Origin of the sequence: Kribbella aluminosa (genome assembly GCF_017876295.1) — a bacterium.
Lineage (GTDB): Bacteria > Actinomycetota > Actinomycetes > Propionibacteriales > Kribbellaceae > Kribbella > Kribbella aluminosa.
The window spans coordinates 4,153,102-4,172,919 of sequence record NZ_JAGINT010000001.1 but is presented as its reverse complement, the minus strand read 5'-3'; the positions used below and the strand labels follow the sequence as shown (position 1 = coordinate 4,172,919).

The 19,818-nt window shown below is 68.5% G+C and carries 21 protein-coding genes; 4 read left to right on the top strand and 17 right to left on the bottom strand.

The window, feature by feature from the left end:
* Positions 1-121: 121 nt before the first annotated feature.
* The 7 genes from JOF29_RS20015 to JOF29_RS19985 form a co-directional block, all read right to left on the bottom strand.
* On the bottom strand, positions 122-1,123 hold the full coding sequence (locus JOF29_RS20015) for an ABC transporter ATP-binding protein (RefSeq protein ID WP_307863485.1): 1,002 nt from the start codon (positions 1,121-1,123) through the stop codon (positions 122-124).
* The gene (locus tag JOF29_RS20010; RefSeq protein ID WP_209695680.1) at positions 1,120-2,118 is read right to left on the bottom strand and encodes an ABC transporter ATP-binding protein; all 999 of its coding nucleotides are present in this window, start codon (positions 2,116-2,118) and stop codon (positions 1,120-1,122) included. Before JOF29_RS20010 ends, JOF29_RS20015 begins: the two co-directional genes overlap by 4 nt.
* Complete coding sequence (locus JOF29_RS20005) at positions 2,115-2,993, bottom strand: ABC transporter permease (protein WP_209695679.1); 879 nt, start codon at positions 2,991-2,993, stop codon at positions 2,115-2,117. Before JOF29_RS20005 ends, JOF29_RS20010 begins: the two co-directional genes overlap by 4 nt.
* Complete coding sequence (locus JOF29_RS20000) at positions 2,990-3,934, bottom strand: ABC transporter permease (RefSeq protein ID WP_209695678.1); 945 nt, start codon at positions 3,932-3,934, stop codon at positions 2,990-2,992. Before JOF29_RS20000 ends, JOF29_RS20005 begins: the two co-directional genes overlap by 4 nt.
* On the bottom strand, positions 3,931-4,710 hold the full coding sequence (locus JOF29_RS19995; protein WP_209695677.1) for a GntR family transcriptional regulator: 780 nt from the start codon (positions 4,708-4,710) through the stop codon (positions 3,931-3,933). The genes JOF29_RS20000 and JOF29_RS19995 overlap by 4 nt, the downstream gene beginning before the upstream one ends.
* Positions 4,711-4,837: 127 nt before the next feature.
* Positions 4,838-5,590: a GntR family transcriptional regulator gene (locus JOF29_RS19990; protein ID WP_209695676.1), complete on the bottom strand. Its 753-nt coding sequence runs from the start codon at positions 5,588-5,590 to the stop codon at positions 4,838-4,840.
* Between the two features lie 34 nt (positions 5,591-5,624).
* Entirely contained in the window at positions 5,625-5,789 is a 165-nt protein-coding gene (locus JOF29_RS19985) for a hypothetical protein (protein ID WP_209695675.1), read from the bottom strand.
* A 352-nt stretch (positions 5,790-6,141) separates the two neighbouring features.
* On the opposite strand from JOF29_RS19985, the gene JOF29_RS19980 reads away from it, so the two are divergent.
* A complete protein-coding gene (locus JOF29_RS19980; RefSeq protein ID WP_209695674.1) occupies positions 6,142-6,810 on the top strand; it encodes an HAD family hydrolase in 669 nt (222 codons plus the stop codon).
* Between the two features lie 128 nt (positions 6,811-6,938).
* On the opposite strand, the gene JOF29_RS19975 is transcribed toward JOF29_RS19980, so the two are convergent.
* The gene (locus JOF29_RS19975; RefSeq protein WP_209695673.1) at positions 6,939-7,151 is read right to left on the bottom strand and encodes a hypothetical protein; all 213 of its coding nucleotides are present in this window, start codon (positions 7,149-7,151) and stop codon (positions 6,939-6,941) included.
* A 283-nt stretch (positions 7,152-7,434) separates the two neighbouring features.
* Here JOF29_RS19975 and JOF29_RS19970 point away from each other — a divergent pair, with 283 nt between their 5' ends.
* On the top strand, positions 7,435-8,082 hold the full coding sequence (locus JOF29_RS19970; protein WP_209695672.1) for a hypothetical protein: 648 nt from the start codon (positions 7,435-7,437) through the stop codon (positions 8,080-8,082).
* A 103-nt stretch (positions 8,083-8,185) separates the two neighbouring features.
* Here the strand turns inward: JOF29_RS19970 and JOF29_RS19965 are convergent, their stop codons facing one another.
* Together JOF29_RS19965 and JOF29_RS19960 are read right to left on the bottom strand one after the other, a co-directional pair.
* Positions 8,186-9,505, bottom strand: a complete 1,320-nt coding sequence (locus JOF29_RS19965; RefSeq protein ID WP_209695671.1) for a PA0049 C-terminal domain-containing protein — start codon at positions 9,503-9,505, stop codon at positions 8,186-8,188.
* A gap of 63 nt (positions 9,506-9,568) precedes the next feature.
* Positions 9,569-10,267: an alpha/beta fold hydrolase gene (locus tag JOF29_RS19960; RefSeq protein ID WP_209695670.1), complete on the bottom strand. Its 699-nt coding sequence runs from the start codon at positions 10,265-10,267 to the stop codon at positions 9,569-9,571.
* Between the two features lie 118 nt (positions 10,268-10,385).
* Between JOF29_RS19960 and JOF29_RS19955 the strand changes: the two genes are divergently transcribed.
* The gene (locus tag JOF29_RS19955; protein WP_209695669.1) at positions 10,386-10,724 is read left to right on the top strand and encodes a winged helix-turn-helix transcriptional regulator; all 339 of its coding nucleotides are present in this window, start codon (positions 10,386-10,388) and stop codon (positions 10,722-10,724) included.
* 20 nt (positions 10,725-10,744) lie between these two features.
* On the opposite strand, the gene JOF29_RS19950 is transcribed toward JOF29_RS19955, so the two are convergent.
* Together JOF29_RS19950 and JOF29_RS19945 are read right to left on the bottom strand one after the other, a co-directional pair.
* A complete protein-coding gene (locus tag JOF29_RS19950) occupies positions 10,745-11,611 on the bottom strand; it encodes an alpha/beta fold hydrolase (protein ID WP_209695668.1) in 867 nt (288 codons plus the stop codon).
* The gene (locus tag JOF29_RS19945) at positions 11,608-12,255 is read right to left on the bottom strand and encodes a GNAT family N-acetyltransferase (RefSeq protein WP_209695667.1); all 648 of its coding nucleotides are present in this window, start codon (positions 12,253-12,255) and stop codon (positions 11,608-11,610) included. The genes JOF29_RS19950 and JOF29_RS19945 overlap by 4 nt, the downstream gene beginning before the upstream one ends.
* Positions 12,256-12,348: 93 nt before the next feature.
* Here JOF29_RS19945 and JOF29_RS45410 point away from each other — a divergent pair, with 93 nt between their 5' ends.
* Positions 12,349-13,254, top strand: coding sequence for a GntR family transcriptional regulator (locus JOF29_RS45410; protein ID WP_209695666.1), 906 nt, complete (start codon positions 12,349-12,351; stop codon positions 13,252-13,254).
* On the opposite strand, the gene JOF29_RS19935 is transcribed toward JOF29_RS45410, so the two are convergent.
* From JOF29_RS19935 to JOF29_RS19915, 5 genes are read right to left on the bottom strand one after another with little or no spacing between them, the layout of a single operon-like run.
* Positions 13,238-13,735 (bottom strand): beta-class carbonic anhydrase, encoded by a 498-nt coding sequence (locus JOF29_RS19935; RefSeq protein ID WP_209695665.1) that lies wholly within the window; start codon positions 13,733-13,735, stop codon positions 13,238-13,240. The two genes, JOF29_RS45410 and JOF29_RS19935, sit on opposite strands and share 17 nt — an antisense overlap.
* Complete coding sequence (locus JOF29_RS19930) at positions 13,732-14,661, bottom strand: ferredoxin family protein (protein WP_209695664.1); 930 nt, start codon at positions 14,659-14,661, stop codon at positions 13,732-13,734. Before JOF29_RS19930 ends, JOF29_RS19935 begins: the two co-directional genes overlap by 4 nt.
* Before the next feature lie 48 nt (positions 14,662-14,709).
* Positions 14,710-16,380: an MFS transporter gene (locus JOF29_RS19925; RefSeq protein WP_209695663.1), complete on the bottom strand. Its 1,671-nt coding sequence runs from the start codon at positions 16,378-16,380 to the stop codon at positions 14,710-14,712.
* A 16-nt stretch (positions 16,381-16,396) separates the two neighbouring features.
* The gene (locus JOF29_RS19920; RefSeq protein ID WP_209695662.1) at positions 16,397-17,104 is read right to left on the bottom strand and encodes an LppX_LprAFG lipoprotein; all 708 of its coding nucleotides are present in this window, start codon (positions 17,102-17,104) and stop codon (positions 16,397-16,399) included.
* A 5-nt stretch (positions 17,105-17,109) separates the two neighbouring features.
* Complete coding sequence (locus JOF29_RS19915; protein ID WP_209695661.1) at positions 17,110-19,557, bottom strand: DNA gyrase/topoisomerase IV subunit A; 2,448 nt, start codon at positions 19,555-19,557, stop codon at positions 17,110-17,112.
* Between the last annotated feature and the right edge of the window lie 261 nt (positions 19,558-19,818).

Genomic DNA, 19,818 nt, shown 5'->3' with positions numbered 1-19,818 from the left:
ATGGTGCGCCTTTCTCGGGGCGTGATGCATGAGCCAGCCGCTCAGGTGACGGTCGGATGAGGTGGTGTTCGTGATGGGTCGCAGCCGCTCGATTTCAGGTCGGTTGCGAGCGGACCGCTGATCAGGCGGTCACCAGGGTGGGCATGAGGGCCATCGGCTCCTGGTGGATGCAGGATGCGTAGTGACCCGGAGTGCGGATGGTCAGGACGGGCCAGTCGGTGGCACACGCCTCCGAGGCAAGCGGGCATCGCGTGCGGAACCCACAGCCGCTGGGCGGGGAAGCAGGGTTCGGAAGCTCCCCAGCCAGGACGATCCGGGACCTGTTGAGGCCGGGCGTCGATGAGAGCAGGGTCGCGTTGTAGGGGTGGCGCGGGTCGTTCCAGATCTGCTCCGCCGGCCCGGCCTCGACCACCCTGCCCAGATACATCACGGCAACCCGATCGGAGATGTGCTCCACGACCGCAAGGTCGTGGCTGATGAACAGGTAGGCCAGCCCCAGCTCGGTCTGGAGCTCCGAGAGCAGATTCAGCACCTGTGCCTGGACCGACTTGTCCAGAGCGCTCACAGCTTCGTCGCACACCACGAGCTCCGGTTCAGTGGCAAGGGCTCGAGCGATCGCAGCGCGCTGCAACTGGCCGCCCGACAACTGGTGGGGATAGCGGTCGCCATAGGAGGGGTCAAGGCCGACTCGGTCCAGAAGCTCCGGGATCCTCCGTTGACGGGCGCTGCGGGCATAGCCACTGGCTGCCATGTTGAAGTCGATCGACTCGCCGATGCTGAGGCGCGGGTTGAGGCTGGTCTGCGGATTCTGCGGAACGACCTGAAGCCGCCGACGGAGCTCTTTGAGCTTCTTACGCTTCATCCGATGGACGTCCTCCCCGTCGAAGAGCACCCGCCCGGAGTCCGGAGTGAGGAGGCGCAGCATCATCTTCGCTGTGGTCGACTTGCCGCAACCGGACTCACCGACGATGCCGAGCGTCTCGCCCGGTGCGACCGAGAGACTCACGTTCGACACGGCTCGAACCCCAGTGCCAAAGACCTTCACCAGGTCCTGTGCCTCGAGAAGGGGCCTCGCGTCACGACGGTGGGTCGGCAGGTCGTCCACTGCCTTCAGGACGTTCACGCGGGGATCTCCTCACTCGCCAGGACAGCGCCGGGATTGACGATGGGGCAGGCGGACCCGCGCCCGGGGCCGACCACCAGGAGGGACGGCGGCGTGGTCAGGCAGCTCTCCTGCGCGAGGGAGCACCTGGCTGCGAAGGCACATCCCGTGCTCGTCTCGCCCGTGAGCGGAGGGCGGCCGGGAATGACCTGGAGCTGTCCCCGGGGGATCCCGGGTAGCGGTAGCGAGGCCAGGAGCCCTTGTGTGTAAGGGTGTCTGGGCGCGGCGAGCACATCGCGCACCGGTCCGGTCTCCATCATCTTGCCGGCGTACATCACGCCCACCTGACCTCCCAGCTCCTCGGCGATACCCACGTCATGGGTGACCATGAGGAGTGACATCCCGAGCTGCTGCTGGAGACTCCGGAAGAGCTCGAGGACGGCCGCCTGTATGGTGACGTCGAGGGCGGTCGTCGGCTCGTCGGCGATCAGAACCTCCGGGTTGCAGGCGATCGCAACGGCGATCACGGCACGCTGCCGCATACCGCCGGACAGCTGGTGGGCGCGGGCCTTGAAGACACGCGCCGGATCGGCAATACCGACCTGCTCGAGCAGCCCCACCGCCCGCTCCTTGGCGAGCTTCTTGTCGGTCACGATCTGATGGGCCCGTAGAACCTCGACGATCTGGGACCCGATCGAGCGGAGCGGGTCGAGCGCGCCCGTCGGATCCTGGGGGACCATCCCGATCTTCGATCCACGCATCGCCCGCATCTCGCGCTCGCCGAGGCCGAGCAACTCCTGGTCGCCCAGCCGGATGCTTCCGGTGATGGTGGTGCCTGACCGGTAGAGCCGCATGAACGACCGGGCCGTGACCGACTTGCCGCTGCCGGACTCGCCCAGCAGGATGAACGTTCCGCCGGCTTCGATGGCCAGGTCGATGCCACGAACGGCACGGATCGAGCGGTCGCCGCTGCCGAAGGTGGTGTGGAGATCCTTGACGACCAGATCGCTGCTCATCGGATGCTCCTTCGGATGTCGAGCAGGTCGCGGAGTGCGTCGCCCAGTTGGTTGAAGATGAGAGAGGCCCCGAAGATGACAAGAGCAGGGACCAAGGCACTCGCCGGCGCCGTGTACATGTACTGGCGTTGCTCGTTGATCATCTGGCCCCACTCGGGATCGGGTGGCGCGACGCCGAGGCCGAGGAAGCTCATACCGCCTGCGAAGACGAGCGCGAGGCCGACCATGCTGGTCGAGTAGACAACGAGCGCGGGGGTCACGTTGGGCACGACCTGGCGGACCGCGATCCTCAGGGATCCAGCTCCACTCGCCCGAGCGGCCTCCATGAAGTCCATGCCGTGGAGCCGCATCGTCTCGGTCTCGGCTATCCGGGCGATCGGCGGAATAAGTACGACCGAGAGCGAGATGACCGTGGTCGCCGTGCCCGGGCCGAGCGCCGCGGCGATCGCGATCGCCAGCAGAACAGCGGGGAAAGCGTAGAAGACGTCGAGCGTCCGCATCAGGAACGAGTGCAACCAGCCCGGCGCAACTCCCGCGGCAATTCCCAGCGCCGACCCCAGAACACCCGCGATCGCGACCGGAAGGAGTGCCGAGATCATGCTCGGGCGGGCACCATCGACAAGTCGGGCGAGGACATCGCGCCCCTGGCCATCAGTGCCGAGCAGATGGCCCCCATTGCCTGAGGCGAGGAGGCGTGCGGCCAGATCCTGGTCGTTCGGATGCGAGGCGATCCAGGGGCCGACGATCCCGAGCAGGACGAGGGCGGCAGCGAGCCCGCCGTACACGTAGATCCCGATCGGGATGGAGCGCTTGCGCTTCGCAGCCTTCGCCTGTCCAGGGACGATCGCGATGGCGTGCGGGGTCGTGGTGGTCATGCGGTCCTCACTCGTGAGTCGATGAGAGCATGGGCGCTGTCGACGACGATGTTGACGAGCACGAAGGCCGCGGCACTGACGAGGACGCCGGCCTGGGTGACCGGCAGGTCACGGTTGGAGATCGAGCTGAAGAGGAGCTGCCCGAGCCCGGGCCAACTGAAGATGGTCTCGACGAACACCACGCCACCCAGGAGATAGCCGACCTGCAGCCCCGCCATCGTCAGCAGCGATGGCAACGTGTTGTGCATCGCGTGCCCGAGAACCCGGTACCTGCTGAGTCCGCGGGCGTGAAGTGCCTCGACGAAGTCCATCGAGAGCGCATCGAGCAGGGAGGCCCGGAAGACGCGCCCGATCATGCCCGCAGGCACGAGCGCGGACGTCAACGCTGGAAGGAACCCGTGCCAGAGCAGATCCACGAGGCCCCTGCCGCTGTTGCCGTGTATCCCCGAGACCGGAAAGGCCCCGGTGCCGAGGGCGACGAAGATGATGAAGAGCAGCGCGACGGAGTACTGCGGAGCCGAGACGGCGATCGAGCTGATCGCCGAACAGGTCTTACCGATCCAGCTCTTCGGCATGAGGGCGGCGACCGAGCCCAGGAGAACGCCGAGAACCAGCGCAATCACCATGGCGTACAGCGCCAGGATCAGCGTGTTCCCGAAGGCGGAGAACACCAGTCCGCCAGCCGGGCGATGCTGCGCGATGCTCGTGCCCAGGTCGCCGGTGACGGCATTGCTGAACCAGCGCCAGAACTGCACGATGACGTTCTGGTCAAGGCCGAGGCTGGAGCGGATCGCCTGCTTCTGCTCCTCCGTCGAGTTCATCCCAGCCAGCAACGCGACTGGGTCGCCGGGGATGATCTTCACTGTTCCGAAGACGATCACGGCCACGCCGAGCAGGATCGGCACGGCGTAGACGAGTCGCTTGATCATGAACCGGGTCATCGCGGCTCACCTCCGTTGTCCTGTCGCGTGGCGGGGAGTTGGGCGCGGATCTCGGAGGAGATCAGCGAGATGCGGTCACCGCGACTGCGCAGCACTGCGTAGTCGTACGGTCGGCCCTCGCGGTCACGGATGACCTGCTCGAGGCCGATCAGCGGTGCGCCGGCCTCGACGTCGAGGAGCGTGGCGACCAGGTCGTCAGCGACGAGTGCCTCGATCCGGAAGTCGGTCTCGCCGATGACGAGTCCGGCGTCCTCGAGCAACTTGTAGAAGTGGGTCGAGAAGACGGTGCTGGCCACCGCCTCGGCTTCGGGGAAGCGCAGATAGTTGCTGTAGATCCCGAGGGACTCGCCGTAGACGTAACCGACGTACTCGAGGAGGAGGCATTCGGTCCCCGGCGCCTCGTCGAGATGCCGCGCGACTATGCGGGGCATCGGCATCACCTCCATCGCCAGCACGCGGCTAGAGGCGCCGTTCAGGATGGTCGCGGTGTCCCCGATCACGCCGTGGTATTCGAGGAGCCGCCCCGCCCGCTTCTGCGCGACCGCCAGCGTCCCGGTGCCCTGGATCCGCTCGATCAGGCCCTCGCGCCGGAGCAGGTCCAACGCAGAGCGAACGACCGCACGTGGCACCGAATAGATCCGCATCAGGTCGGACTCGACAGGGAGCAGGCCGCCGGCGAAACCGCCGCTCAGGACCTCGGCGCGCAGTTCGTCACGGAGCCAGCGCGGGGCCTGACTCCGTGCCTCGCGGCGTCCACGAGAGGTCGTGACGTTCATGCCCAGAAGCGTGAAGAGACGCCGTTTCGCCCACAGTCGCGCCGCGTAACGCCAAAGTTTCGCCGTGATCGAGGACTGATTCCACGCTCAGATCGAGCCCGAGACGCTGCGTAACGCCGAGAATCGATCAGGCTCCGCCAGGTTTCGCCGCCACGTGGACCGCCCTGGAGAGGAACGTCGCCTTGGTCCCCCAACTCCGACCGAATGCCGCGTCGACCGGACGGCCGTTGATCGAATACACCATCTCCATGCTGGCCATGGGGTCGCCTTCGCTGATGCCGTAGAGCTCGGCGTCGTACTCGTCTGCTGTCGTCGCGTCGAGCCGGAAGACGCTCTCCTCGAGTCGAATGCCAACCTTCCGGAGCAGCGCGTAGAAGTCGTCATGGAACATCTCGGGACGCAGCGCCGAGGCTTCCGGGTAGGTCAGGTAGTTCGTGGCACCGCCGAAGGCCATGTCGTCGAGGTGCGCCACGTAATCGATGCGCAGGAGGGTCGTGCCCGGCGGGACGCGCAACATCCGGGCGACCGGCGGCGGCGCCGGGACATCGCGCCAGTCGACCAGACCCGCCCTCATGCGCCCGTTCCAGACGCTGTCCTCCGCAGGATCCTCGACCCCGTGAAGCTCACCCATGGTGTGGTTGATGTGCAGGCCGACGACGAAGGTCCCTTGGCCACGCACCCGCTCGATCAACCCCTCCGCCTGCAACAGGTCAAGAGCCTGACGCACCGACGCCCGCGGGACCCCGAATTCCAGCCGCAACTCCTCCTCGGAGGGGAGCGATCGGTCCCCGAAACCGCCTGCGACGATCTCAGCACGGAGCAGGTCCCGGACACGCCGGGTCTGATCCTCGGCACGGCGGGGTGGCTTCAGTGGTGGCATCACCGAATCATCACCCACGATTGTTGCCTCGCTGTTACTCCGGACGGCGACGGACCGGGCCGGCCTCGGCAACCCTGATGAGGTGATAGTCGCTGTACGCACCGAGGCCGAGGCGCAGGTAGAGATCGCCGATCGCGGCGAGGGTGGTGTTGATGGTGGACAGTTTGCAGTTGGCGACAGTCTGCTGGTAGCACCGCACCGCACCGCACCGCACGGCACCGTCGCCGGCGTGGCCTGGCTGAATGGGTCGCCACCGGCGTTGGCGGTGTCCAGCCAAATCAGGTAGCCGCGGACTCGGGAGGCATCGGCGCGGCGGGCGTCGTCATCGAGCATCCGCACGGTGGCCAGTGCGGCGGCGCAGGTCGCGTGAACGCCGGGGTGTCCGGTTCGCCTGGAGCGACACTCGGACGACCAGGAGCGGGGCCTTGGGGAGGCCTTCTTCCCGTTCCGGAAAGCAATCCTCCCCAACCCCGATCCTCGGCCCTGGGAACGGGGCGGTGCACAAGGCATTGGGGAGCGGTGACGTCCTGTTGCGGTTAGCCTTGGTTGCCATGGCGCTGCTCAAGCAACAGGTTCGCACTGCGCGGTTGGCCTGTTTCGACTTGGACAACACGTTGATCGATCGCAACGGTGCGTTCTTGCGGTGGGCCCGGTGGTGGGTGGAGCTTCAGGGGCTGCACGAGACGGCGCTCGAGTGGTTCGTTGCTCATGACAACGGTGGGTTCCGGCCGCGGGCGGAGTTGTTCTCGATGGCGCGGGAGCGGTTCGGGATCGCGGCATCGGTGGACGATCTGGTCGCGTCGTACGACGAGGAGCATCCGCTGTTCACATGGGTACGGCCGGCTGTCCTGGACGGGCTGGCTTCGCTGCGCTCGGCCGGCTGGCGGGTGGCCGTGGTGACGAACGGGGACCCGGCGCAGCAGGACCTGAAGCTGGAGTACACGCAGATCGACAAGGCCGTCGACTATGCGTGCGTCTCGGGCGCGGTCGGCGTACGCAAGCCCGACCCGCGGATCTTCGAGCTGGTCGCCGAGCGTACCGGCGCCACGCTGGAGGGCGGCTGGATGGTCGGCGACCACCCGTCGTACGACATCGCCGGCGGGATCGCGGCCGGGCTGCGCACGATCCGCGTCGGTGACCACAACGCAACCGACACGCCTGTCGCCGACCACCATGTCGAGTCCGTGGTCGAAGCGATCGCCACGATCCTGTCCAGCTGAGGTCAGCGGGCGGGTACGGCGAGGGGTCGTGGCGGGCGGTAGGGGACGGCCGTCGACGGTGAGGTGGTGGGTGTCGGCGGTGGCGGTGAGATCGATCTCGTGGCCGCGGAAGAGCAGGTTGCGGAGGGTTATGTTGCCTGCAGCAACTGGGTGGGTGCGAGGGTGAGGGAGCCGTCGGGGTGGGGTTGGAGGCCGCGCAGGACGGCCTCGGCGCCGGTGTGGCCGGCGATGACGTTGATGCGGCTGGCGGTGAGGTCGGAGAGTTCGGCGATGGTGTCGAGGGCACAGGCGCGTTCGGCGTTCGGGCTGGCGACGACGTGCTCCCAGCCGGAGCCACGCATCTCGGAGGTTGCTCCGGTTGCCGCAGTCCCGCAGTACGCCGGTGAAGTCGTCGGGCTGGAAGTGTGTTTGTCGAGGGCAACGAGTACGTCGTACAGGCGGCGAACGCATGGGCCTGAGCAGGTTGGGGGCTGCTGGTCAGCGGGCTGGCGTGGCTGTATCTGTTGTTCTGGGCGCTCGGGAGTGCGCTCGCACTTCCTCTGGTCGAACTACCTGACTGCTTGGCGGGAGGCATCGTTCAGCCGGTACTTCATGAACACAATACTGATCACCGCCGGGAGGGTAGTGATCAGTTTAGTAGTCACTTCCTGCGCGGGATATGTCCTCGCGCGCACCCGGTTCCCGGGGCGTGGGTTCTGCCTCGGGCTGGTGTCCGCGACGCTGTTCCTGCCGCACGGGGGCCGGGGCACGGGTGATCTGCGAGAAGCCGATGACGACCGACGCGGGTACGCGCGGGACTACCAGCGCGCGCACGGATCCGCGGTCGCGGCGGACGATCCGTTCGCGTTGCAGCTGAGCGATAACGCGACGATGCGGGAGCTGTGCCTGGACGCCGAGGGGGAGGACGGGTACTACCGTGACCGGAACGTGTTCGCGCCCAGGGTGTCGATCGAGGACGATATGGCCGTGCTGGTCACGTACGACACCGGCGCCACGATGATGTACCACCTGACGGCGTACGCACCGTTCGAGGGCTGCCGGGTGATGTTCAACGGGTCGGGTGGCCGGCTGGAGATGAATGTCGAAGAGTCGACATTTACGGTCAGCACGCTGCGGCCGTTCTGGTCGCCGCCGATCGATCACACACCGTCGACCACGACCATGAGGGCCACGGGGGCGCGGATCCACGGGTCCTGGCCGCGATGCTGGACGACGAGCCGACCGACGGGGCTTCGATCGCCGACGCGCGACAAGCGGCGCTGGTGCTGGTGACCGGGCTGGCGGCCGATCGATCGTTCGACAACGGGCTGCCGGTCCGGACCGCCGAGATCCTCAATCTGTGATCAGAATAGTGATCACATGACCACTATTCTGATCACAGCGCAGCGCGAAGCACCGCGTGAGCGCCGGCGACGATCGCGTCCCGGTTCGCCTCGTACGTCGGGTCCGTGATCGCGGTCTTGTTCGTCAGGCCGAAGGTCAGCACCGGTACGTGCAGGTGACCGGCCGGCATCGACGGGTCGAGCAGGTCGCGCTGCAGAGTGTTGCGGTAGGCAACTTCATTGGAGAGGTAGCCGCCGCCGGTACCTTCGGACGCGATCGATCCGGCGGTCGGCCCGTCCGGCCGCCGTACGGGCGTGGTCTCACCGGCGGGGATCTCGAGGACGGACGTGTTGACGCGGGTGCGGAACGGCCCGACGTCGGCCTGGGCCATCCGCGCCAGCGGCAGGCTGGACGTGATCCACTCCGGGCCGGCCGGCATGCTGGGGGAGACGACCGGGGCGCTGATCGTGCCGCCGCCCCAGAGGTTGTTGTTGTCGCCGATCGAGCTGACGGATCGCCGCCGCCCGTTGAACACCTCGAGATCGAAGATCCCGACGTGGCCCTGGCTCGCGGTCATCACCAGGTCGGCGCGCTGCGGTCCCGGGTGGTAATGCGGCGCGAGAGCATTCTCGACCATGTTCTGGTCGAAGTCCGGGTAGCGCACCGGGAAGACCACGGTCTGGATCTCGTACGTCGTGCCGTTGACCTTCCAGCGCCGCCCGTCGAGCGTGAGCGCGTTCGCGCCGGACGGGTTGCCGATCCGGATGTCCGCGTCCAGCGTGAACGGGTCGAACCCGGTGACGAGGAGCTTCCGGACGCCCGGAGTGAAGCGGGTACTGGTGATACCGCGGGACGAGTACTCGAAGGAGCGCATCAGCTCGGCGCGCTCCGCCGTACCGAGTCCGAACGCAGGTTGCCACTGGCGCACTGCGAGCGCCATGGAGATCCGAGCCCAGTACAGCCCGCGGTCATCGGTCGAGGGGAGCGCCTCGGCATCACTCGGTGCGTGCTGCGCCCGGTACGTCGCCGCACGCCACAGCGCCTCGCCCTGCGCCCGTACGAGCGCCCCGGCCGCCTGGCGATTGGGCACCCGGCACAGCAACTGCCCGAACAGGGCCACCTGCCGATCGAACCCCGACCGCCGCAAGATCTCCGCCGGCACCGACGGCCCACCGTCGATGCCCCTGCTGAGCCGCTGCTCCTCAACCGTCCCCACAACCGAGTGATCCAGACACCCGGTAACCGGCCCGCCCCGAAACACCGCCGCTGCATCAGGCACCGCCTGCGCGACCGGCACACCGGACAGCACAGCCGTCAACGCCAACGCACCGGCAACCAACGAACGATGAAATGAGCTGGGGCGGAGTCTCATAGAGGCGTGTCTATCAGATTTCCCGACCTACTGCGCGTCAACCGGGGCCGGCCTCGGCGATGACTAGGCTGCCTCGAGCAGTAGCCCGGCGAGTTCGACGGGCATGGTGATCATGCAGTCATGGCCGGTCGGCAGCTCCCGCACCCGCTCGCCTGCCGGGACGGCACGCCGAATGATGCCCGCCGGCCGCCCCGCGACGCAGTGGATGTGCGTACGCGGGATCGCCCGCGCCGCCGGGTCGTCCAGCCGGACCGGCTCCTCGAGACACCGCACCGGGTGGTCCGACAGCATCGAGCGCAACCAGGCGACGTCCGTGGGATCGGTGACTCCGAACAAGCCGAGCGGCGGCGGCTGCTCCGGCATCGGCGGAACCCGCCAGCCGTCGACAGCGACATCGATGAGCTGTTTGGTGACCGGAAGGACATCGACCGCGGTTTCGCCGTCTTCGGGAACCATCGCGTCGAGGAACACCAGCTGTGCGATGCGCTCCGGGACCCGGTGGGCAACCCCCGATATGACCAGCCCGGCGTAGCTGTGGCCAACGAGCACGACATCGTCGAGACGTTCGCTTTCGATCAGGCCGGCAACGTCGTCAACGTGGGTACCGAGCCCGACCTCGGGGCCGAGCAGGTGTGCCTTGTCGCCGTAACCGGTCAGCGACGGCGCGAGCACCCGGTGCCCGGCCGATTCCAGCAGCGGGACCACCCGGTCCCAGCTCTGCCCGCTGTGCCAGGCGCCGTGTACCAACAGAAATGTGGCCATAGTCGTACGGTTCCTCCTCGTGCCTCGGTACCCTTTCGTAACCGATAACATCGTGGTCCAGACGGTGCGCACGGGGCAATACGGCACTTTTCGGTGACCCGGTTCTCAGGAGGTAACCATGCAGGACCCTTGCCAAGCCCGCGAAGTCCTCGGGATCGTCGGGGACAAGTGGGCGCTGCTGATCGTGCGCATGCTCAAGGACGGGCCGCGACGCTTCACCGAGCTCAAGCGGGGCATCGACGGCATCAGCCAGCGCATGCTCACAGTGACTCTGCGCGACCTCGAGCGCGACGGGATCCTGACGCGCACGGTCCGCACTGTCATGCCGCCGCACGTCAGCTACGAGCTGACCACGATGGGCCGGACCCTGCGCGAGGCCACCGCACCGCTGCTCGAGTGGAGCATCACGCACCTGCCGCACATCGACGCCGCCCGCGCGGAGTACGACAGCCGCTAGGTCGCTGCTGACACGACCCTCTACGACTGCTCTGACGGACTGGCCAGGGAGTCGAGGATGGCGACCAGTTCGGGGCGGCTCATCGGGCCGGCGTGTGGCGCGGGTACGTCGCGGATGTCGGTGGGATTGTCTGGAGTCAGACGGTCTGCCTCGGTGATGAAGCGGTTCTGGAGGGCGGGCGGGATCAGACGGTCCGCGGTGAAGCGGACGTACGTGCGGGGGATCCGGCCCCAGGTGTCCGCGTGGCCACGGGCGTCCGCGAGCGGGATCGCGGCGGGCTCGTCGGGCTGGAAGTGGTTCAGCAGGTTGTGCGTCGCATCGTCGGTGAAGCCGGCGGCGAGACATTCCTTGATGCCGGCGATGAGGCCGGGGTCGGCGGTCCGCCAGTTGACTCTGGCCACGCCGAGGACCGCCGGGTCGCCCACGACGGCTTTGGTGACCTGGTCGACGAGGCTGTCGCCGTTCTCCGGTGTGGCGAAGTACGCCGCCATGCTGGGGAGGTCGACGCAGCAGTACGCCGAGACGTAGACGAGTCGTTCCAGGAGCTCCGGTACGGCGTTGCCGACGCGGCTGAGGGTGACACCACCTTGGCTGGCGCCGACGAGGATGACAGGGCCGTGCTCGGACGCCCGGCGTACGACGGCGATCGTGTGGTCGACGTACTCGTCGAGGGTGCGGGTTGCCAGCGGAGACGGTTCGGTGGCGAGTCCGCGGAGGTCCTGTGGTGCCTGGTACGCGCGCGGGAAGAAGCCGCCCGTACCGTGTCCGGGCAGGTCGACTGTGACGCAGCGATGGCCGCGCAGGGTGAGCTCGTTGACGAGATCGTTCCACGAACTCGAGGACGAGTGGGTGCCGTGTACGAAGACGAAGATCGGTCGATCGGTCATCGGTGGACTCCTGTTTTGGTCGTGGGCCGCCACATGGGCCAGAGGGCCGGGCTGTCTGCGAGTTGGATCGGTGCGCCGCGGTCGTGGAAGCCGTGCCGGAGGTAGAGCGCGCGGCTCCGCGGCGAGCTGGCTTCGAGATAGGTGCCGAGCGCAAGCGAGTCGGCCCACCGCAGGCGGCGCTCCAACATTTCCGAGCCCAGCCCCAGGCCACGGTGCGCCGGCGTGACGGCCATGCACGGCAGGTAGATGTACGCCTGGTCGTGCGGATGCCTCGGTGCGAGTTCCGCTCCAAGTGCCCGGAGCCGCTGACTGTCGCCCGGCAGGTCGAGCGGGGTGTCGCCTGGGTCGCCCTGCCGGCCCCGGGCGTCGCCGGGATGAGCTTGCGGCTGTGAGCCGTACGGCGGTTCGCCGGCGGCGAGGTGGAGCCAGATGGAGGCGCCGGCTGGTTCGCCTGAGCCGGCCTGGACGAGGTCGGCTTCGGCGGCTGGGTGGGCGAGGAGCGGGCGGAAGTAGAGCGCGGTTTGGAGGTCGGCTCGGGTGGTGGTGTCCGGGAAGAGCCAGCTGATCAGTGGGTCGTCGGCGAACGCGTCGTGCAGGACGGTGAGGACGGCCGCCTGCCCGGTGGACGGTGGATGGTGGACCATGCGTACACCGTACTCAGCTGATCCCTGAAATCCCTTGTTTGCTGGGCGAGAGTGTGCTGCTCGGGCGCAGAATGATCTAGTACACTTGGTCGGGTGGAAGCGCCGTACGAGAGTGTTGCGAAGGAGTTGCGGACGCGGATCCTGACCGGCGAACTGCGGCCCGGGGATCGGGTGCCGTCGGTGCGCGAGATCGCGCGCCGGTGGGGGATCGCGCTCGCCACCGCGACCAAGGTGACGGCCGCGCTGCGCGACGCGGGGCTGGTCGAAACCAAGGTCGGCTCCGGCACCGTCGTCGCCCGCCCCCGCGGCCGGCACCCATCTCGCGCAGGGAGCGCTGCCCGGGTGGTGCTGACCAAGGGGCAAGTGTTGCGGGCGGCGGTGCTGGTGGCGGACGGGGAGGGGATCGAGGCGGTTTCGATGCGCCGGGTCGCGGTGGAGCTCGGGGTGGGGGCGATGTCGCTCTACCGGCATGTGGCCGGGAAGGACGAGCTGCTGACCGAGATGGTGGACGCGGTTTTCGGCGAGTACGAACTCCCCGAACCGGGCCCGGCCGGCTGGCGGGCGAAGCTCGAACTGATCGCGCGCCGGCAGTGGGATCTGTGCCGCCGCCACCTCTGGCTACCTGCCGCGGTGTCGTTCACCCGCCCGCTGCTCGTGCCGAACCTGACGGCCCAGACCGAGTGGACGATGCGCGCCATCGACTGCCTGGGTCTCCCCGCCGAGGTGTGTGTCCGCGAAGCGCTCACTCTGCACGGTGTGGTGATCACCGCGGCGCGTGCGATGGCGGACGAGATCGAGGCCGAGCAGGAGACGGGTATCAGCCTGGACCGGTGGTGGATGGACAGACGCCGTCGTGCGGACGAGTTGCTGTCCGGCGGCCGGTTCCCGTTGCTCGCGGCCGTTCCGGAGGAGGTCGTGGCCGACCTGAGCGAGCTGTTCGAGTACAGCCTCGCCCGGCACCTCGACGGGTTCGGGGTGCTGGTCAGTCGATCTGGGTGAGTTTGCCGGTGTCCACGTCGTACATGAAGCCGCCGACCAGGATGGTTTCGCCGATCAGGGGGTGTTCGCGGACGGCGGCTACGTCGCGGCGGAGGGCTTCCAGCTGGTCGGGGATGACGGAGATGGGGAGGTAGCCGGCGGGTTTTCCGGCGGCGAGTTCTACCTTGGCGCGGAGTTCGTCCTCGGACATCGCGGCCATCGCGCAGCGGGTGTGCGGGATGATCATGATCCGGCGGACGCCGAGGAGCTGGACGCCCAGGACCAGGCCGGTCATGGTGATCTCGGTGACGCGGCCGCCGGCGGAGCGGAGGACCTTGGCGTCGCCGGCCTTCAGGCCGAGCATCTCCAGCGGGGGGATCCGGGAGTCCATGCAGGTGACCAGGCCGATGCCGGCGTGGGCGATCCCGTCGAACCCGCCGTAGTGGAAGTCGGCGGCGTACTCCGCGTTCGCGGCGAGCAGGTCGTCGAAGCCCTCGGTCATCGGACACCACCAGACACTGGGGTACCGGCTTGCAGGATCGGCATGGCGAACGGTTCCTTTCCGCAGGAGTCCGGGCGAGGTGGATCGGCCGGCGCACTCGTGACCGGCACGGTCCACGATCGGCCGTCGGCATGCTGGACGGTGACAGTGTCGGCAGCTTCGCCGACGACCTGCAACGCATCCAGCGCAAACTCTCCGATGAGCTCGCGTACGGCGACCTCGGCCACCTGACCGCCCTTGGTCCAGGTGGACCGGCCGCGCAGCCCGGTCAGCACTGTCTCACCGCGGTCGGCGGCCGTGAGTATCTCGACCGCCGTCTCGACGGTCAGCTGCCCGTGCATGGTCCCGGCCGGCAGGTACGTCGCGGTCGGCGCGAACCGGTGCCCGCCGAGGTGGTTGGCCTCCCACACCCGCCCCGGTGCCCGCTCGGCCAGTCCGGACACGAGCGGCCGGCCGAGGAGGGCGCAGCACTCGTCGCGCTTGCCGTTCGTACACACGAGCACAATCGGATTGTCGACAATCGTCAATCCGGGCAGCGACGCGGTCACGGCCGTACGGTCGCCGCGGGCCACCGCGTCCAGGTCGAGCGCGCTCAGGTCGGCGGGATCGGCGACCCGGCCGCCGAGCAGCCAGCTACGACCGGGCCTGGTCGACGCGACGAAGACCTGGTGCGACCGCTCGACCGCGTCCGCGTGCCGGCCGGGGGAGCGGATCAGCCCGAAGCGTACGTCGGCCTTCTTGCACCGGTCGTCGAACGCCCCGCCGAAGGCCGGGTCGAGGTGGCTGTGCGTCGGCGCCTTCGCGCCCCACGGACCCGGCTGCTCGACGACGACCCAGCCGGCCGCGACCACCGCCGTACCGGCCAATGGCTCCTGGAGCACCCGACAGAACGTCGAGCACAGGCCGGAGGCAGGTGCAGGGCTCACAGCATCACACGGTACGCGACGCGAGACGGCTGTCCCTCATGATGATCATCATGTGTGCGCTGTACCACGCCGCCCGAGCACCAGCACGCCGACGATCGCGGCCAGGAACGCGCACACCGCCGCCCCGGCGAAGATCGCGTGAACTTGTGAAACGGCGGCGTCCAGGAGCGCATCGACGTACGGGCGGCAGTTCGCCGGCGTCGACGGGCAGAGCTCGTTCGGCGATTTGATGCCGTTGGCAATGGCGTAGTACCGGCGCAGGCCGATCGCGGTCAGCGCGGACACCCCGACCAGCATCCCGACCATCCGCGCGACGACCACGAGCGCGCTGACCAGCCCGTGGCTGTCGCCCGGTGTCGCGCCGAGCATCGCGGTGTTGACCGGCGACAACGCGAGCCCGAACCCGAACCCGCAGACCAGCAGCACGAAGGTGGCCGGCCAGTGGTCGAGCGCCGTACGGCTCCAGAACGCCATCACCGTGAACATCACCCCGGACAGGCCCAGCCCGGCGCCGGTGATCAGCCCGAGCCCGTACCGCCGCGTCAACCACCCGCCGACCACCGCGCCGACCGGCAGGGCGATCAGGAACCGCAGCAGGACCAGCGCTGCCGCCAACTGACCGCCGCCCTGCGTCGTACGCGCAAACACCGGTACGTCGACCAGTGCAGCGATCAGCGCGCAACCGATCAGAAAGCTGACCACCAACGAGCCCCACGCCGCCCGCGCACCGAGCAGACCCCGCGGCACGATCGCCGCCGACGTACGCCGTTGCCACAGCGCGAACACCACCGCGAAGACGGCGGCAGCGACCAGCAGCCACGGCCCGGCCGGCGACATCAGCTGCTTCTCGGGATCGGCCGTCGCGAACGCGAGCACCACGCCCGCCAGAGCGAGAGCCAGCAGCAGCGCGCCGACCAGATCGACCTGCGACAGCAGGCCGTGCAGATGACTGCGCGTCCGCCACAGCACCAGCGCAAGCCAGAGGAACCCAAGGACCAGCGTCACGACACCGATCGGCGTCAACAGCCGCGACGTACCCGTGAACGGGACGAAGGGCAGCCCGAGGGTGACGCCCGACGCAAGCGCCTGCGGAGCCGTCAACGTGAGCCCAAGCGCGACACAGGCGAGCAGCCCGACGACAGCGGACGGGGGAGGCCAACTCCACCCGCGAAGCATCAGCGCGAGGACGACGGCGACGGTGAGGTTGAGCCAGAAGATGTACCGCCAGTCAGCGACGGCGAGTACGGCCGCACCCAGCAGCGGACCGAGGACGGACCCCAACTCCTGCACCGCGCCGACCACACCCAAGGGCAGCCCGCGCCGCTCGGCCGGCCACAGATCGGCCACCAGCGCGAGCGTCGCCGGAACCAGCCCACCACCGCCGACCCCTTGAAGAAACCGACCGGTCACCACCAGCGGCAAGTCGTAGGCACCGGCCGTCACCAACGACCCGACCGCGAACAGCAGCAGCGCCCCGACGAGTACCGGAGTACGCCCGGCGACGTCGGCGATCCGCCCGATCAACGGCAGTACGGCGATGTACCCGAGCAGGAATCCCGAGATGATCGGCGCGGCCCGTTGCAGTTCGTCGGCCGACAGCCCGACCCCGGACATCATGTCGGGCAACGCGAGCACGACGACGTACGTGTCCGCTGCCGCGAACGCGACGGCGATGGACGCCAGCGTCAGCTGGGCGCGGGGCCGCACGGCGGCGGACATCTCTAGAGCCCCGGCGTCACGGCTTGGTGATCTCGACCTTCTCGCCGTACTTGTCCAAGGTGACGTCGTAGCTGCTGGTGGTGCCGGCGTAGAACTGACCGGTGATGGTCGCCGAGACCAGCTGCTGCGTGGACTTGTCGATCTTGAACGTGCTCGGGAAGTCCTTGTCCGCGGGCGCCTTCGGGAAGATGCCCTGCAGCGACTTGCCCGCGACGGATCCGGTGACCTCGGTCAGCACCTTCGACCCGTCGCGGGTCTGGCCCTTCACCTTGGCGTCCTTCAGCGTCGGCAGGACCGCGGTCAGGCCCTTCGTGGGATCGAGCAGGACGGCAGGGTCCGGCGCGCCGAGACCGGCCAGCTGGGTCGGCGAAAGCTCGATGAAGGTCGGCGCGAACGACACCTTCGCGTAGACCTTGCTCCCGACCGCGACCACCTCCGCGTCGAGCGGCGTGCCGTTCGTCCGGACGGTCAGCTTGCCCTTGAACGCCGGCGCGTGCGTGGCGACGCCGTCACCGCTGACCAGGGCCTGCGCGCCGGCCGGCAGGTCGCGCCCGGTCAGCACGATGTGCACGCTGGCCGCGTCGTCGATCGCCTTCTTCGCACCGGTCAGCAGCGCGACCGCATCCGTACCGGTCGAACTACTCCCGGATCCGGAGTCCTTCTTGCCGCTGCAACCGGCGACGGCAAGGACGACGACCACGCACAGCGCGAGCACTCTCTTCACGGACCTCAGCCTGCCAGATCGGAAGCGCACGCAGCGATCGGCTGCGCCACCGGTACGCCGGAACCGTCCCGCCGCGGGTCGACAGGCGGCAGCTCGACCGGCGCCCCGCTGCTCGCGGTGGCCTTCACCGGCGCGACCCCGACGTACCCGAGCAGCAGCCAGTCTTCGCCCTTGAGCAGCCGCTGGCAGCGGACGCCGCCGGTCCCGCGGCCCTTGCCCGGGTACTCGCTGAACGGCGTCACCTTCACCGCGCCGACCTCGGTCCCCGGCAGCGCCGACGACGAGCCCGCGATCGTGACGACCTGCGCCTCGCGAGCGGTGTCCACGGCGCCGAAGAAGACCGCCTTCGCCTTCGCGGCCAGCCGGACGCCGGCCATGCCGCCCGCGGTCCGGCCCTGCGGCCGTACGGCGGAGGCCGGGAAGTGCAGGAGTTGCGCGTCGGACGTGATGAAGCACAGCTCCTCGTCACCGGTCGCCAGCTCGACCGCGCCGATCACCTCGTCGCCGTCCTTCAGGCTGACGATCTCCCACGAGTCGCGGTTGCTCAGGTGATCCGGTACGACGCGCTTCACCACGCCGGCCGCCGTACCGAGCGCGACACCGACCGACTCCGGGTCCATCGTGGTCAGCGCGAGCGCCTTCTCACCCGGCTCCAGCGACACGAACTCCGCGACCGGCGCGCCACCCTGCAGGTTCGGCGCGTTCGCGGTGGTCGGTACGGCGGGCAGGTCGAGCGACTCCAGCCGGATCAGCCGGCCCGCGCTCGTGATCAGCCCGTACTGGCCGCGGGCGGTGCTCTTGACCACCGACACGATCGCGTCGTGCTTGGCCCGCGACTCGGTGGCGCCGAACGGCTCGACGCCGTCGATCCGGGCCAGCAGCCCGGTGGAGCTCATCAGGATCCAGCACGGGTCGTCGCTGACCTCGAGCGGCACGGCGGCCGTCTTGGTGGCGCCGGACGACTCCAGCAGCACCGTCCGGCGCGGCGTCCCGTACGTCTTGGCGACCTCGGCGAGCTCGTCGGAGACCGTCTTGCGGAGCAGCGCCTCGTCCTCGATGATCGCGGTCAGTGCCTCGATGTCGCGCTCCAGCTCGCCCTTCTCTGTCTCCAGCTCGAGCTTCGAGTACTTCGTCAGCCGGCGCAGCGGCATGTCCAGGATGTAGTTCGCCTGGACCTCGGACAGCTCGTAGATCTCGATCAGCCGGGACCGCGCCTCGGCCGAGTCGTCGCTGCTCCGGATCACCTGGATGACCTCGTCGATGTCCAGGATCGCGATCAGCAGGCCGTCGACGATGTGCAGCCGGTCCTGCGCCTTCTTCCGGCGGAACTCGCTGCGCCGGCGGACCACGTCGTACCGGTGCGCGAGGTACACCTCGAGGAGAGGCTTCAGGCCGAGCGTCCGCGGCTGGCCCTCGACCAGGCAGACGTTGTTGACGTGGAACGCGTCCTCGAGCGGCGTGAGCTTGTAGAGCTGCTCGAGCAGCGCCTCCGGGACGAACCCGTTCTTGACCTCGATCACCAGCTGGGTGCCGTGCATCCGGTCGGTGAGGTCCTTGACGTCCGCGATGCCCTGGAGCTTCTTGCTCTGCACCAGGGTCTTGATCTTCTCGATCACCTTCTCCGGGCCGACGGAGTACGGCAGCTCGGTGACCACGATGCCCTTGCGGCGCGGGGTGACGTTCTCGATCCGGGCGGTGGCGCGCATCTTGAAGCTGCCGCGGCCGGTCGCGTACGCGTCCTTGATGCCGTCCAGGCCGACGATCTTGCCACCGGTCGGCAGGTCCGGGCCCGGGACGAACCGCATCAGGTCGTCGAGGTCCGCGGTCGGCGTCTTGATCAGGTGCCGCAGCGCCTGGACCACCTCGACCAGGTTGTGCGGGGCCATGTTCGTGGCCATCCCGACGGCGATCCCGGCGGCACCGTTGACCAGCAGGTTCGGAAACGCGGCCGGCAGGACCCCGGGCTCCTCCTCCTGACCGTCGTAGTTCGGCCGGAAGTCGACGACGTTCTCGTCCAGCCCGCTGGTCATCGCCATCGCCGACGGCGCCATCCGGCATTCCGTATACCGCATCGCCGCTGGACCATCGTCCAGAGATCCGAAGTTTCCGTGGCCGTCGATCAGTGGGACGCGCATCGACCACGGCTGCTCGATGCGGACCAGGGCGTCGTAGATGGCGCCGTCGCCGTGCGGGTGGTACTTACCCATCACTTCACCGACGACGCGGGCCGACTTCACGTGGCCGCGGTCCGGGCGGATGTTGTTCTCCGCCATCGAGAACAGGATCCGCCGCTGGACCGGTTTCAGGCCGTCCCGGGCATCCGGGAGCGCCCGGGCGTAGATCACCGAGTAGGCGTACTCCAGGTAGCTGGTACGCATCTCGTCGGAGACGTCGACGTCGAGGATGCGCTCCTCGAAGTCCTCGGGCTCGGCGGTGCTGGTACGGCGTGCCATGCGGTTCTACGAACTCCTCGATCAAGCGGTACAGGCGCCGCGACGGTCCGGCGCCGCACCTATTGTCCCTGGTGAACGACCGTTTCCCTGGCCACGACCCGCAGAAGGTACGTCGCCGGGGCCAGAGCGGACCCTACCGCCAGGACCAGACAAAATCCGCGGATACCCAGCAGGATGCCCGACGGAACCGTCCAAAGGACACCGCTTCGCGGCCCGACCTTCGGCCGCCTCCGACGGCGCGCGAGCCGCTCCGCAGCGAAC